The sequence below is a fragment of the Shinella granuli genome (assembly GCF_004341885.1).
Taxonomy (GTDB): Bacteria; Pseudomonadota; Alphaproteobacteria; order Rhizobiales; family Rhizobiaceae; genus Shinella; species Shinella granuli.
Genome location: NZ_SLVX01000023.1, coordinates 26,776 through 41,097 on the forward strand (window position 1 = coordinate 26,776; position 14,322 = coordinate 41,097).

The 14,322-nt window shown below is 65.0% G+C and carries 13 protein-coding genes; 3 read left to right on the forward strand and 10 right to left on the reverse strand.

Annotated elements, in window-relative coordinates; all coding sequences use genetic code 11:
• Positions 1-38 precede the first annotated feature (38 nt).
• A complete protein-coding gene (locus EV665_RS25630; RefSeq protein ID WP_133036234.1) occupies positions 39-857 on the forward strand; it encodes an aldo/keto reductase in 819 nt (272 codons plus the stop codon).
• Between the two features lie 44 nt (positions 858-901).
• Here the strand turns inward: EV665_RS25630 and EV665_RS25635 are convergent, their stop codons facing one another.
• From EV665_RS25635 to EV665_RS25665, 7 genes are all read right to left on the reverse strand, one after another.
• Positions 902-2,497, reverse strand: coding sequence for a GMC family oxidoreductase (locus EV665_RS25635; protein WP_133036235.1), 1,596 nt, complete (start codon positions 2,495-2,497; stop codon positions 902-904).
• Positions 2,497-3,993 (reverse strand): aldehyde dehydrogenase family protein, encoded by a 1,497-nt coding sequence (locus EV665_RS25640; protein ID WP_133036236.1) that lies wholly within the window; start codon positions 3,991-3,993, stop codon positions 2,497-2,499. Before EV665_RS25640 ends, EV665_RS25635 begins: the two co-directional genes overlap by 1 nt.
• Before the next feature lie 25 nt (positions 3,994-4,018).
• Positions 4,019-5,053: a zinc-dependent alcohol dehydrogenase gene (locus EV665_RS25645; protein ID WP_162853161.1), complete on the reverse strand. Its 1,035-nt coding sequence runs from the start codon at positions 5,051-5,053 to the stop codon at positions 4,019-4,021.
• An 8-nt stretch (positions 5,054-5,061) separates the two neighbouring features.
• A complete protein-coding gene (locus EV665_RS25650) occupies positions 5,062-6,003 on the reverse strand; it encodes an ABC transporter permease (RefSeq protein WP_133036237.1) in 942 nt (313 codons plus the stop codon).
• Between the two features lie 8 nt (positions 6,004-6,011).
• A complete protein-coding gene (locus tag EV665_RS25655) occupies positions 6,012-7,517 on the reverse strand; it encodes a sugar ABC transporter ATP-binding protein (protein ID WP_133036238.1) in 1,506 nt (501 codons plus the stop codon).
• 8 nt (positions 7,518-7,525) lie between these two features.
• A complete protein-coding gene (locus EV665_RS25660; RefSeq protein ID WP_133036239.1) occupies positions 7,526-8,491 on the reverse strand; it encodes an ABC transporter permease in 966 nt (321 codons plus the stop codon).
• A 74-nt stretch (positions 8,492-8,565) separates the two neighbouring features.
• Positions 8,566-9,681: a sugar ABC transporter substrate-binding protein gene (locus tag EV665_RS25665; RefSeq protein WP_133036240.1), complete on the reverse strand. Its 1,116-nt coding sequence runs from the start codon at positions 9,679-9,681 to the stop codon at positions 8,566-8,568.
• Between the two features lie 257 nt (positions 9,682-9,938).
• Between EV665_RS25665 and EV665_RS25670 the strand changes: the two genes are divergently transcribed.
• A complete protein-coding gene (locus EV665_RS25670) occupies positions 9,939-10,598 on the forward strand; it encodes a TetR/AcrR family transcriptional regulator (RefSeq protein ID WP_064329044.1) in 660 nt (219 codons plus the stop codon).
• A gap of 34 nt (positions 10,599-10,632) precedes the next feature.
• On the opposite strand, the gene EV665_RS25675 is transcribed toward EV665_RS25670, so the two are convergent.
• Both EV665_RS25675 and EV665_RS25680 read right to left on the reverse strand, forming a co-directional pair.
• A complete protein-coding gene (locus EV665_RS25675; protein ID WP_133036241.1) occupies positions 10,633-11,277 on the reverse strand; it encodes a LysR substrate-binding domain-containing protein in 645 nt (214 codons plus the stop codon).
• Positions 11,274-12,185 carry an alpha/beta hydrolase gene (locus EV665_RS25680; RefSeq protein ID WP_133036242.1) on the reverse strand — a complete coding sequence of 304 codons (912 nt, stop codon included), beginning with the start codon at positions 12,183-12,185 and terminating at the stop codon, positions 11,274-11,276. Before EV665_RS25680 ends, EV665_RS25675 begins: the two co-directional genes overlap by 4 nt.
• A gap of 105 nt (positions 12,186-12,290) precedes the next feature.
• Here EV665_RS25680 and EV665_RS25685 point away from each other — a divergent pair, with 105 nt between their 5' ends.
• Positions 12,291-13,184 (forward strand): LysR family transcriptional regulator, encoded by an 894-nt coding sequence (locus tag EV665_RS25685; RefSeq protein ID WP_133036243.1) that lies wholly within the window; start codon positions 12,291-12,293, stop codon positions 13,182-13,184.
• Positions 13,185-13,298: 114 nt separating this feature from the next.
• Here EV665_RS25685 and EV665_RS25690 read toward each other — a convergent pair whose 3' ends face one another.
• A complete protein-coding gene (locus EV665_RS25690) occupies positions 13,299-14,318 on the reverse strand; it encodes a histone deacetylase family protein (RefSeq protein ID WP_133036244.1) in 1,020 nt (339 codons plus the stop codon).
• Between the last annotated feature and the right edge of the window lie 4 nt (positions 14,319-14,322).

The following is a 14,322-nucleotide window of genomic DNA, read 5'->3' on the forward strand; positions in this document are numbered from 1 at the left end:
CCGCGATTTTCCATCGCGCCGGCAGCCAAGGAGGAGGCATGAACATCTATTTCCAGAAGAGCTTTCAGCGGGGTTTCGGCACCTTTCCATTGAAGGGTGACGATCTCAGGAACGCCATCGACGCCGCCATTGCCGCCGGCTACCGGGCTTTCGATACGGCGCAGATGTACGGCAACGAGGCTGAAACCGGCGCAGCGCTGGCCGCCTGCGGCGTCGCGCGTGAAAAGCTCTGCATCACGACGAAGGTGCATCCGGACAACTACACCGAAGCGGCCTTTCTCCCCTCGGTCGTGGCCAGCCTGAAGGCCTTGCAGATCGATCGCGTCGACGTGCTTCTGCTCCACTGGCCGCCGGCGGATGGCGACGTCGCCCCCTCCCTCCGCCTGCTGCAATCCGCCAGGGAGGCGGGCCTTGCGGGCGCCATCGGCGTCTCGAACTACACGGCACGCATGATGCATGTGGCCCGCGCCACCGTCGATGGGCCGCTCGTCACCAACCAGGTGGAATTCCACCCGCTGCTCGATCAGCGGAAACTGCTCGCGGCAGCCACGGAGACGGGCATTCCGCTGTCATCCTACGCCTCGGTGGCCCGCGGCGAAGTGTTCAAGCACGGCCTCTTCGCCGAGATAGGCACGGCTTACGGCAAGTCCGCCGCGCAGGTCGTGCTGCGCTGGATTCTCCAGAAGGGCGTGCCGCTCAACACCATGTCGACGAAGCCGGAAAATATCCGGGCGAATTTCGAGATCATGGATTTCACGCTGTCGTCCATCGACATGGACCGCATCGATGCCCTGACGGCGACCGGTCACCGCATCGTCAAGACCGGGCTTTTGCCCTGGGTTCCCGAATGGGATTGACGCAAAAGGGCGGCCGCAAGGCCGCCCTTCCTGCCTGCGATGGATCAGGCATTGCCGCGGATCATGTCCGCGGCCTTTTCGCCGATCATGATCGTCGCCGCATTGGTGTTGGAGCCGACAAGGCTCGGCATGGCGGAACTGTCGCAGATGCGGATGCCGTCGAGGCCGTGCACGCGCAACTGCGGATCGACCACCGCCATCTCGTCCCGTCCCATCTTGCAGGTGCAGGTGGGGTGGTAGGAGGTGCGGCCGTACTGGCGGGTGTAGGCGACATAGTCGTCCTGCGTGCGCACATTCCTGCCAGGGAAATGCAGCGTCTTGATGTATTTTTGCAGCGATGGCTGAGCAAAGATCTCCTGGCTGATTTTCACGCCCTCGACCGAGATTTTCACATCCTCCGGATCGGCCAGGAAATTCGGGTCGATGACCGGCAGGGCGCGCGGATCGGCCGAGCGCAGGCTCACCGTTCCACGGGATTTCGGCCGCAGCGTATAGGAATTGAGCGTGATGCCGGAGGAGCCCTTCGGCACGCCGGGAACGCCCGCTTCCGCCCCCGCCCCTGCGAGAAAGTGGAATTGCAGGTCCGGCGTGGGGTTCGCCTTGTCGCCGTACCAGAAGGCGCCGCCCTCCACCACGTTGGAGGTGATGGGGCCGGACTTGAACAGCGTATATTGAATGCCCGCCCAGATCGACCAATGCAGCCTGTTGTACTTGTCGAGGCTGTCGTGGTTCTTCAGTTCCGCGACGATATCGACGCCGAAATGGTCCTGGAGGTTCTGGCCGACGCCGGCCATGTCCTGCACCACGTCGATGCCGTGGTTTTTCAGCGCATCGGCCGGGCCGACGCCCGAGAGCATCATCAGCTTCGGCGTGCCGATGGCGCCCGACGTGACCAGCACCTCGCTCTCCGCCCGCGCCGTCATGCGCTTGCCGTCGACCGCGTAGTCGACGCCCACGGCGCGGCGCCCCTCGAAGACGATGCGCAGGACGAGCGCGCCGGTGACGACCGTGAGGTTCTTGCGCTTGAGGGCCGGGCGCAGATAGCCGACGGCGGCCGAGCAGCGGCGGTTGTCGCGCGTCGTCGTCTGGTAGACGCCGGCGCCCTCCTGTACCGGGCCGTTGAAGTCCGGGTTGTAGGGAATGCCGAATTCCTGGCAGCTCTGCACGAAGGCCCGCGTCATGCGCTGCGGTTCGGGAATGTTCGAGACGCCGAGCGGGCCATCCGTGCCATGCCAGGCGCCGGACAGAATAGCGTTGCCCTCCGAGCGCAGGAAATATTTCTGGATGTCCCGGAAACCCCAGCCCTCGGCGCCTTCCTCGACCCAGCGGTCATAATCGCCGGGAACGCCGCGCGTGAAAACTTCCGCATTGATGGAAGAACCGCCGCCGAGCACCTTTGCCTGCGCGTAAAGGATCTCGCGGTTGTTGGCATGTTTCTGGGGCGCGGTCTTCAGGCCCCAGGTCAGCGGACCCGTCGTCATCTTGGCGAAGCCGACGGGCATGTGGATGAGCGGATTGGTATCGCGCCCGCCCGCCTCGATGAGGCAGACGCGCGCGGACGGGTTTTCCGAAAGCCGCGCCGCCAAAACGCAGCCAGCGCTGCCGCCGCCGACGATCACATAGTCATAGCCGGCGGACATCATGCGATCCAATGCGTGCGCTTGCCGATCTCGACATGAACGGACTTCACCTGCGTATACTCCTCCACGCCATAGACGCCGGCCTCGCGGCCCCAGCCGGATTGCTTGAAGCCGCCGAGCGGCATTTCGGGACCGCCCGCCATGATCGTGTTGACCCAGAAGCGCCCGGCGCGAACCCGGCGGCTCACCGTCAGCGCCTTGTCGATATTCTTCGTCCAGACGCTCGCCGCAAGTCCGTAGACGGTGTCATTGGCAAGCTGGATGGCTTCTTCCACCGTATCGAAATGCATGGAGCACAGGACGGGCCCAAAAATCTCGTCGCGGGCGATCGCCATGTCGCGGGACACGCCGGAGAACAGCGTCGGCGCGATATATTGGCCGCGGCCGAGATCGATCGGCCCGCCACCGGCCAGAAGCTGCGCGCCTGCGGCTTTCCCCTTGGCGATATAGTCGAGGATCGTGGCGTTCTGCGCCTCTGTGGTGATGGCACCGACCTGCGTCGCCTCGTCCAGCGGATCGCCGACGCGGATTCTTGTCATCTTTTCGGCAAGCAGTTTCTCGAAATCGGCCGCGACGGAGCGCTCGACGATCAGCCGCGAGGACGAGACGCAGCACTGCCCGGTGTTGAAGCTGATGCCGAAGGCCGCACCATCGGCGGCGTCTTCCAGATCGGAATCGGCGAAGACGATGATCGGGTTCTTGCCGCCAAGCTCCAAGCCAAGCTTCTTGAAATTGCTGTCGGCGGCGGCGTGGACGCAAGAACGGCCGACGGCCGTCGAACCGGTGAAGGACAGCATGTCGACGTCCGGATGCTCCGACAACGCCTGGCCGATCACGCGGCCGGAACCGGTGACGACATTGTAGACCCCGGCCGGCAGGCCCGCTTCATCAAGCACTTCGGCGAGCAGCAGCGTCGTGGCGGAGGTGACTTCCGATGGCTTGACGACCATCGTGCAGCCGGAAGCGAGGATGAAGGGCACCCGCTCGCACAGGATCAGGAAGGGGAAATTCCAGGGCGTGATCAGGCCGACGACGCCGATCGGCTCGCGCAGCACCATGCCGAAGAGGTCGTCGCCGAGCGAATTGAAGCTGTCGCCATGCAACATGCGCGCCGCACCGGCGCCGACCTCGAAGCAGGCGATGCAATGGTCGATCTCGCCGCGCGCCTGGGAGATCGGCTTGCCGTTCTCCAGCGCCTCCCAATAGGCGATCTCGTCCCGGCGGCGGCGCAGGATTTCGGCGACGCGCAACAGGACGCTCCCGCGCGCCGCGCCCGAAAGGCCCGACCAGCGGCGATCCTCGAAGGCCTGCCTTGCCGCGGCGACCACGGCGTTCAGGTCCTCGACCGTGCAGCGGACCGTGCGCGTGACGGGCGTGCCGTGGCCCGGCGAGGCGCGCTCGAAGTGCTCCGCGCCGTCCCTCCACTGCCCGTCGACGAAAAAGCCGAAGGTGCGCGCTGCGGTCGGGGCAGAAAGATACGGGTTTTTCTGGTCCATGAGATCTCCTCCACTTCGATGGTGTTTACGCCGAAACGGCGATTTGCGTCTTCAGGTGCTGCGGCCGGTCGCCGAGGGTTTCGAAAGCCTCCTGGATTTTTTCCAGCGGATAGCTCGCCTTCGTGAAATCCTCCGTATGGAACCGGCCATGCGACAGGAGGGTCAACGCATCGTGCATATCCTCCCCCATGCCCGCGACGGAGCCCTTGAGGCTCGCCTCCTCCAGAACCGTGCGGAGAATATCGATCGGCACGGTCTCGCCGGGCGGCGTGATGCCGAAGAAGGCGACGTGCCCGCCGCGGCGCGCCAGGCCAAATGCCTGCTCATAGAGCTTCCTGTTGCCGACGCTTTCGATCACCAGGTCCGCGCCGCGCCCGCCGGTCATCCGCAGCACGGTTTCCCCGAGTTCGGCCGGGTCGGACACCGCCGCATCCGCCCCCGCCGCAAGCGCCATCCGGCAGCGCTCGGCCGAGAGATCGGCGACGATGATGGGCGCGGCACCGACAAGCCGCATCATCTGCACATGCAGGTTGCCGATCGGCCCGGCGCCGAAGATGACCACCGATTGGCCGAACGCCGCCTTCGCCTTGCGCGCCGCACGAACGACGCAGGCGACCGGTTCGGTGAGCACGAGAACCTCGTCGGCGATATCGGCCGCGACGGGGATGGCGAGCCGGGCGGGCACGGCGACGAATTCGGCGAAGGCGCCATCCCTGGTGATACCGACCTGGGTGACCTCGGCGCAGTTCAGCACCTCGTTGCGGCGGCACCAGAAGCAGGTACCGCAGCCGATATTGATATCGACGACGACCCGCGTGCCGGCCGCAAGGTGGCGGACATTGGCGCCGCATTCGGCAATCGTGCCGCAGAATTCATGACCGGGGACCAGCGGCAGCCGGTCCGCGGCGTAGTGACCGTTGAAGATGTGGATATCCGTGCCGCAGATGCCCGTGCGCGTCACCCGCACCAGCACATCGTCCGGGCCGATGGACGGCACCGGGACCGCACGGATCTCGAAGCGTTTCGGCGCGGTGAGGACGGCGGCTTGCATGGTGTTCATGGCCGGCCTCACTTCACGGTGCGCAGCTTGGCGCGGTCGATGGTCAGCGCGATGGCGACGATCAGCACGACACCGAAGACGATCTGCTGGCGTGTCGCGTCGATCTCGAAATAGAGCATCGAGGCGCGGATGACGGCGACGATGAGCGTGCCGACCACCGTATTGGCCACGCCGCCGACACCGCCCGTCAACGGCGTGCCGCCGACCAGCACGGCGACGATGGCCGGCAGCAGGAAGCCGTTGGCAATGGTCGGCGCGCCGCCGGAAAGCTTGACCGCAAAGAGCAGGCCGGCGATGGCGGCAAGCGCGCCGGATATCGCGAAGGCGAGGATTTTGTAGCGCGCGACATTGAGGCCCGAGGCGGCGGCGGCAAGCTCGCCCGCGCCGACCGCCTTCAGGGCGCGCCCCAGCGTCGTGCGGCGCTCGATGAACAGGCAGAGGACAACGAGCACGGCGGCGATCAGCAGTTCATGCGGCACGCCCCAGGTGCGGCCGATCATCCAGCCGAAGGTCTCGTTGCGCTGGGCGGCGTCCATGTTGAGCGCGCGCTGGCCGGACAGCCATTGCGCAATGGAGAAGGCGACGCCGCCGACGGCGAGCGTCGAGATGAAGGACGGCACGAAGAGCCGTGTCGTCACATAGCCGGAGAGCATGCCGAGCAGGAAGCCGGCCATCACGCAGAGCACGGCGACCCACGCCCCCATCGAGGCGAGATAGACCGAGGCGACGACTGTCACCATGTTGGCCATGGACTGGGCCGAAAGGTCGATGCCGCCGATATAGATGGCGAAGGTGAGCCCCAGCGCCATGATGAACAGCGGCACGATATCGCCGGCAATGCCGAGCAGGTTCGACGGGCGCAGGAAGCCGGGATCGTTGACGCCGACGATGGCGACGAGCACGACCAGCGTGATCCAGGGCAGGTGCGGTTTGAGGCGCTGAATATCCATCTTGTCCCTCAGATCATGTAGTGCAGGAGGTCGAAGGGCGTGGGCTTGGCACCCGGCTCGCAGGAAAACTGCTTCTGGATGCGCCCGTCCTTGACGACGATGATGGTGTGCGACAGGCCGATCGCCTCTTCCAGCGTATCGGCGACCAGCACGATGCCGACACCCGCCGCGCTCATGGCGCGGATCATGTCGTAGACGTCTTCCTTGGCGCCGATGTCGAGGCCGCGCGTCGGGTGGTCGAGCAGCATGATGTCGGAGCCGCCGGAGCGCCATTTGGCGAGAACCACCTTTTGCTGGTTGCCGCCGGAGAGATTGCCGCAATCGGCGAACTCGGAATGCGCCTTGATCGACAGTTTCCTGATCCAGTCGCGCGCCAGCGCCCGTTCTTCGGCAACGCGCAGCACCCCGCCGCGCGAATGGTTCTTCATCTGCGAGAGCGTCATGTTCTCATAGACGTTCATGCCGGCGACGATGCCCTCGACCTTGCGCTCGCGCGGCACATAGCCGACGCCATGGGCGACCGACTGGCGCGGAGAATAGCCGTTCGCCGCCGCGCCCTTAATCGTTAGGCGGCCGGTCACCGGCGTCAGCATGCCGTAGATGGTGCGCAGGATCGCCTCGCGGCCCGAGCCTTCCGTGCCGACGAGACACAGGACTTCGCCGGCATGCAGCTTCAGCGAGATATCCTGGATGCGGCCGGGAAGGCCGACGCCCTCCATCTCGACCAGCCTTTTCGACGCATCGAACGGCTTTTGCAGGTGCTCGCGGTAATATTGCTTGTCGACATTGCGGCCGACCATCTTGTGCTGGATGGCCTCGGCCGTCGCGCCGCCGCGCTCCACCACGTCGACCACCTCGCCGTCCTTCATCACATAGATGCGGTCGGAAAGGTCCATCACCTCGTCCATGCGGTGCGAGACGAAGATGAAGGAGGCGCGGGTCGTCAGTTCGCGCACCAGCTTGAAGAGCAGCGCCACCTCTTCCTTCGAGAGGACCGAGGTCGGCTCGTCGAGCAGGATGACGAGGTCGCCCTTCACCCGCTCCTCCAGCGTCAGCACCTTGGCAAGCTCGACGAGCTGGCGCTGGGCGAAGGAGAGCTTTGACGTCACCATCGCCGGGTCGATATCGAGCTTCACCTTGGCAAGCTGCGCCCTGGCGGCGCTCGCCATCGCCTTCCAGTCGACGACGCCGAAGCGGACGAACTGGCGCTCGTAGCCGAGGAAGATGTTCTCCATGACGGAGAGGTTCGGGATCAGGGACTGTTCCTGGAACACCATCCCGATGCCCTTTTCCATCGCCTGGCGCGGATTGGCAAAGCGGACGGGCGCGCCCTTGATGAGGACCTGGCCGCCATCCGGCTGGTAGGCGCCGTAGATGACCTTCATCAGGGTGGATTTTCCGGCGCCGTTCTCGCCCACCAGCCCGACGATCTCGCCGCGCCTGATGTGGAAATCGATCGCCTTCAGCGCATGGACGCCGGGGAATTTCTTGTCGACGGCTTTCAGCTCATACATGGCGCGCCTCACTTCACGAAGGAAACCATCTTGCGGTCGGTCGAAAGCACGACGGCAAGAATGACGAGCAGGCCGAGCACGCCGTCCTGGAGGAAATCCGGCAGGCCGATGACGACCATGCCGTTGTCGATGACATTGACGATGAGGACGCCAACGAGCGCGTTCCACACGCCGCCGATGCCGCCCCACAGCGCCACGCCCCCGACCACGACGGAGGTGATGGAGACGAACATGAAGTTCGCCCCCGTCACCGATTCCGCCTGCCCGATGCGGGCGACGACGAGGATTGCGGCGATGGCATAGAACACGCCGGCCAGCGCAAAGCCGGTGACGCGGACGCGGGTGACGTTGAGGCCCGAGGCATGCGCCAGATCCTCGCCGCCGCCGACGGCATAGAAGTTGCGCCCGAGCGTCGTGTGGGTCTGGATGAACCAGCCGACGAAGAGGAAGAAGGCCGCGACATAGACCATCAGCGGAAAGCCGAGCCAGCGCACCGTCAAGAGGCCGCGGAAGGCGGCGTCGCCGACCTTCACGATATCGCCGCCGGTGAGGAGGATCGCCGCGCCCGTGCCGACGAAGCCCATGGCAAGGCTCGCCATGAAGGACGGGATCTTCAACTTCACATGGACCAGCCCGTTCAAAAGCCCGATCAGGCCGCCGAGCACCAGCACCAGCGGAATCGCGATCCAGCCGAACCCGGCGAGCGAGCCGCCGAGCTGGGCGAAGATGAAGGCGAAGGAGACCGCCGTGAGCGAGACCGTTCCCTCCATGGAAAGGTCGATCGATCCCATGACGATGATGAAGGTGACGCCGATGGCGACCATCAGCGCCGGGGCCGCCGCAATCGCGATGCGGGCAAAGTTCCGCAGCGAGAAGAAGGTCGGATTGAGCGCGGTGAAAAAGATCACCAGCGCGATCAGCACCAGCAGCGGCGCCCATTTGATCAAGGTTTCGCGCGATAGGCGACGTGTCACGTCAGACACCCCTCTTCCAGGAAAATTTCTCAGGAGAAGCGGCGGCAGCGCGTGCGGCTGCCGCCTTGGCCCTATTAGGCCTTGTACTGGATCTGGCCGTTCGACGGCCCCCAGAAATCTTTCCAGTCGTAGGCCGGCACGGAATCGAGGTACTTCGCCTTGAATTCCGCCGCGTCCCTGGCCGTGACGAGGATGGTCGGGCCGTAGAATTCGCGGTGCTCCTTCGGCTCCTCGGAAGGCTTGAAGGTGCCGATGGCGGCATGGTAGGCGAGCGCCGCGCTGATGCCGCCGCCCCAATGCGGATTGGTGAAGACGGTGGCGAGCAGCTGGCCGTCCATGACCATCTGCACGGCCTCCGGATTGCCGTCATAGGCGACGATCGGCATGTCCTCGATGCCCTCGGCGCGCAGCGCCTCGATGACGCCATAGGCGATGTTGTCGTTGGCGCAGTGCACGCCCTTGATCCTGTCGCCGTAGCGCGTAAGGAACGAGGCCATCAGGGCGGCGCCCTTCTGGGTGTCCCAGTCGGCGGGCTGCGCGTCGAGAAGCTCGATGTTCGGGAAATCCTTCAGCGCATTCTGGAGGCCGGCGAGGCGCTCGACGGCCGGGTTGTTGGCCGCGATGCCGCCGAGATGGACCACGCCGCCCTCGCCGCCCATCGCCTCGAAGAGGATGCGGGCGGTCTCTTCCGCCGGCTTCTCGTCTGACCAGGTCATGTGCGAGACGTAGTTGTCGCCGAAATCCCACGGATGCAGGTCATCGGTCTTGTTCCAGATCGTGGAAATATAGGCGCCGGCCGCCTGGACCGCCTCGACGACCGGGCGGGCGTTCGGGCTGTCATTGGCATCGCAGGCGATGGCGCAATTGCCGTTGTTCTTGGCGAGGAAGGCCTTGATGTCGGACAGCGACTTTTCCGTCGAGCCCTCGTTGATGAGGCTGACCAGCGCGCTCTTCGGCCTGCCGAGCGATTCCACGAAGGCCTCGCCGCCGGCGATGACCGAGTTCCAGTAGGCGGACGCCCGGTCGCGATAGCTCCAGGCGATCGCCGGGTCCGTCAGCGCTGCCGCGGCCGTCCCGCGGCCGAACACGCCCGGCACCGCGGCAACGCCGAGACCGGCGGCCGTGGCGAAGAGAAAGTTGCGGCGACTGATCGTCTCCCGCTCGATGAAATCCTTGATGAAGGTCGACATTGGCTCCTCCGGTTCCCGTTTGAAAAATCCACTTTCGCGTTACGGCAGATCTGGCAGGCCACAATGCCCGGATGTCCGCTGCCAACAACACGCGCCACTCCACTAACGCACTAACTAGTTACTGCATTATTGCCATTGCCGTCAAGTGGGGTACACTGGCTGCGAGCGCATCGCGCGGTTCAGGCGTTTTTGACGCCGCGCGATTCGTGCGTATATGACTGGAAGTGTGGAAACCTCGACCGCGGCGGAGAACGGCCTTGAGAACGACAAGCGAGCAGCAAGACAAACCCGGCCGCAAGCCGCGCATCCGCGATGCGGAAGCCACCAAGGCGCGCATTCTTGATGCTGCCAAAAAGGAATTCGCCAAGAACGGCTTGGGCGGCGCGCGCGTCGATGACATCGCCGAGAAGGCGAAAGCCAACAAGCGCATGATCTACCACTATTTCGAGAGCAAGGAGGGCCTGTTCCGGACGATCCTGGAGGAAGTCTATCTCGACATACGCAGCGCCGAGCAGAAGCTGCACCTGGAGGATCTCGAGCCCACCGCCGCACTCGAAAAACTTGTGCGGTTCACATGGGAATATTACCTGAAAAACCCGGAATTCCTGACACTCGTGAACAGCGAGAACCTTCACCGCGCAAAGCACCTGAAAAAATCCGAGATCGTCAAGGCCTCCAGCCGCAAGCTCGTCAGCCTGGTCTCCAGCATCCTCGAGCGGGGCGTGAAGGCGGGCGTCTTCCGCGACGGCGTCGACCCCGTGCAGCTCAACATCACCATTGCCGCCGTCGGCTATTACTATCTGACAAACCGCTTTACCGGCTCAATCATCTATGAGCGGGACCTGATGGCCAAGGAGGCCTTGGAGGAGCGCATCCAGTTCAACATCGAGACAATCATGCGCCTGGTCGCCGTTTGACATGAAGGGAACCCTCGTTCCAACCGCTCATGCACTAACCAGTTCGCATTGAGGCTTGCGCCGCATCCTGAAGGGCTTGCTCCAACCGGCTGACGGAAGGACGTTGCGGCTGATCCCGGGGCTGTTCGAGATAATAATTGCCCGGACCAGGCGTTCCCGGCACGAACGGGCAAACGACGAGGCCAAGGGCGGCGGCAATCGGACCGCATACCGGAAGGTGGCCGATCGCAAGTCCCAGGCCCTGGCTGACCATCATGAGGGACAGAGGCGTCGTATCGACGGTTTCGAGTTTCAATTGCCGGCCCGGCTGCGGACCGAAATTGTGATTGAGAAGCGCGGTCCAGCCAATGGCGTGGGACGCCACGTCATAGAGGCGAAACGACAGCAGATCCTCCAGACTGGCAATGCGCGCGGAATCCTCCTTGCGGCACATGATGACGTGGGACATGCCCATCAACCACCGCGGATGCCGCACAAGATGCGGCTCCTCCCCGAAGCGGATCATCAGGTCCGGATTCGCCTTGCGCTGCGTTCCCTCCATCAGAAGATCGACGCGAACCGTCGGATTCTCCGCTTCGAAATCGGCCAGAACGCGCGGCAGCTCCGCCAGCCGGGGCGTTTCTGCACGGCAAGAATCTGGAGGTGGCGCGAAACGTCCGCGCCACCATCCGCCGGTCAGGCCGCCAGGTTGGCCCTGTAGAAGGGGCCGAGCTTCGACATGGCCTCCTCCATCTGGTTCGGCGTGTCGTAGAGCGACATGTGGGTGGCGCCTTCGACGACGTGCAGCTCCTTCACGCTGCTCGCTGCCTTGGCGAGGATGGTCTCGCTGTACCAGAAGGATCCCGCCTCGCGCCCGACCACCAGTTGCAGCGGCCGGGTCAGAAGCTGGTCGGCCAGATGGAAGGCGTCGTAGGTGACCAGTTGCGGCAGGCTTACCGCCGTGAACTTGCTTTCGGTGTTGCAGTGCTGGGCGCGCTGGGTGCGGTAGTAGTCGTAGGCTTCCTGCATGTCGCGCTCCTCGACACCTTCGAGGCTCGGGGGCGAGAAGGGAACGAAAGCCGCTTCGCCGCCATTGGCCTCCGCCGTGCGCTGGGCCGCGCCCATCTCCAGGAGGCCGATGGCCTGCGCCACGTCGCTATCGCCAGTCCAGCCCTTACGGAACATGTCGCCGATATTGACCGCGCTGACGCCGCCCACCGCCTTGATGCGACGGTCGGTCATGGTCGCGTGGATGGCATAGCCGCCGCCCGCGCAGATGCCGAGCGCGCCGATGCGCTCGTTGTCGACGAAGTCGAGGGTGGTCAGGTAGTCGACCGCCGCGCGGACGTCGTTCACGCGGGCATAGGGATCTTCCTGGAAGCGCGGCGCGCCGCCGCTCTCGCCCTGGAAGGAAGCGTCGAAGGCGAGCGCCACGAAGCCCTCGGCCGCCAGCCTCCGCGCATAGCCGCCTGCGGTCTGCTCCTTCACGCCGCCGCCGGGATGCACGACGACGATGCCCGCATAGGTCCCGGCCTCGTCGAAGGCTTCCGGCAGACAGAGGTTTGCGGCCATTTCAAGATTGCCGTTGGGGAATTTGACAGGGTTCATCAGCATCACTCCGCTTCTGTCGTTTGCGATGAAGGGAATATAGCGCCGCACCGTTTTTTCGATTATGGGTGGCAAACGGGATGCCATCATTAGACAGGCTTATGAATGCCGAACGAGAACCTCAGGGACTTGCAGGCCTTTGTCACCGTGGCCCGCGAGGGCAGCTTCACCCGCGCGGCGGCACGGCTGGGCGTGTCGCAATCCGCGCTCAGCCAGACGCTGCGCAATCTGGAGGAACGGGTCGGCATCCGCCTGCTCAATCGCACGACCCGGAACGTCTCCCCGACCGAGGCTGGTGAACGGCTGCTGACGCATGTGACGCCCGCGCTGGAGGAGATCGAGCGCGGCTTCGCGCAGATCGGAGCATTGCTCGACCGGCCGACGGGCACGATCCGCATCTCGGCGGACGAATATGCGATCGAGACGGTTCTCTGGCCGCGGCTGTCGCCGTTCCTGGCCGATTATCCCGAGATCGGCATCGAGCTCGTCACCGACTACGGCCGCACCGATATCGTGCGCGAGCGGTTCGATGCCGGGGTGCGGCGGGGGAAGCTTGTCTCAAAGGACATGATCGCCATGCGCATCGGGCCGGATGTGCCCATGACGGTCGTCGCGGCCCCGTCCTGCCTTGCCGGCCGGAAGAGACCCCGCACGCCGCAGGACCTGTCGGGCCATCCCTGCATCAACCTGCGCCTGCCCACCCATGGCGAGTTGATGGCCTGGACCTTCAGCAAGGGCGGCAAGGATCTGCGCGCCACCGCGGAGGGCCGGCTGGTCTTCACCAGCGTGCGCCAGATACGGGAGGCGGCCCTGGCCGGCTTCGGGCTGGCCTATCTTCCGGTGGACTACGTTTCCGACGCGATCGAGGCCGGCCGGCTGGTCGAGGTCCTGGCCGACTGGCGCAAGACTTTCGAGGGCTATCACCTCTATTACCCCAATCGCCGCCAGCAATCGCCCGCGCTCGCGGCCCTGATCGCGGCGTTGCGTTATCGAGCGTGATCCGGGCTAGCCTGCCATGGGCTCCAATCCGCCGACATGCGCCTCACACCATGCCGGCGACGCCCTCCCCCGCCTCACCGGGATAGAGGACACGAACGCAGAAACGCGCCGAACCTATTGCAGGATGCCAGAAAGGAAGGCGGCCAGCGTTCCGGTGAGGAAGGGCGAGACATAGCCCCCCTCCTGAACGATGACGGTCGGGATCCGCAGGTCCGCGATGTCCTCTGCGATGCGGGCGAAGTCCTCGTCGTTCACCGTCATGCAGGCGAAGGGATCGTTCACGGACGCATCGAGGCCGAGGGCAAGGACCAGGAAGTCGGCGCCGAACCGTCGGACTTCGTCACATGCTGCCCGCACCGCTGCCCGGTACGCCGCGCCGTCGCTGCCGAGCGGAAGGGGAAAATTGCGGTTCCTTCCCGCCCCCGCGCCGATCCCGGCCTCATCGGCATAACCGGCATAGTAGGGATAGAGATATGCAGGATCGCCATGCACCGACAGCGTCAGCACGTCACCGCGATCGTAGAACATCGTCTGCGTTCCGTTGCCGTGGTGCACATCGATGTCGAGGATCGCGACGCGCCGCCCTGCCAGGACCGCCCGTTCGGCGGCAAGGGCGGAATTGTTGAGGTAGCAGAAGCCGCCGGCCTTGTCGCGATAGGCATGGTGGCCGGGCGGCCGGCACAGGGCGTAGACCATGTCGCAGCCGCCGAGCACGCGCGCCGCGGCATCGAGCGCCGTCAGCGCGCTCGCCCGGGCGGCCTGCCAGGTTCCTTCCACCAGAACGCAGCCCGCATCGGCCTGATAGAAGCCGGCACGCCCGAGAAGATCGTCGGGACGCCGGTTCATGTAGACGTTCGGATGGATGCTGGAGCGCAGCTCCGGGCCATTGCCCGGGATCGCGCGCCAGGCGGCAAAGCCGTTCTCCAGGAAATCGAGATAGCCGGGATCATGCAACGCACGGATCAGGCCCGCATCGTCGCCGGCGGGCGCGACGACATCGATGCCCGCCAGCGCCAACCCCTCGCGCAGCAGCACTATGCGCTCGGGAACCTCGAGATTGGGCTTCAGCACGCCGCCCGCAATGCGCGTCAGCGGCCGGTGCAGCGCCTGCCGTTCGTCATGGATCGCCAGCACGATG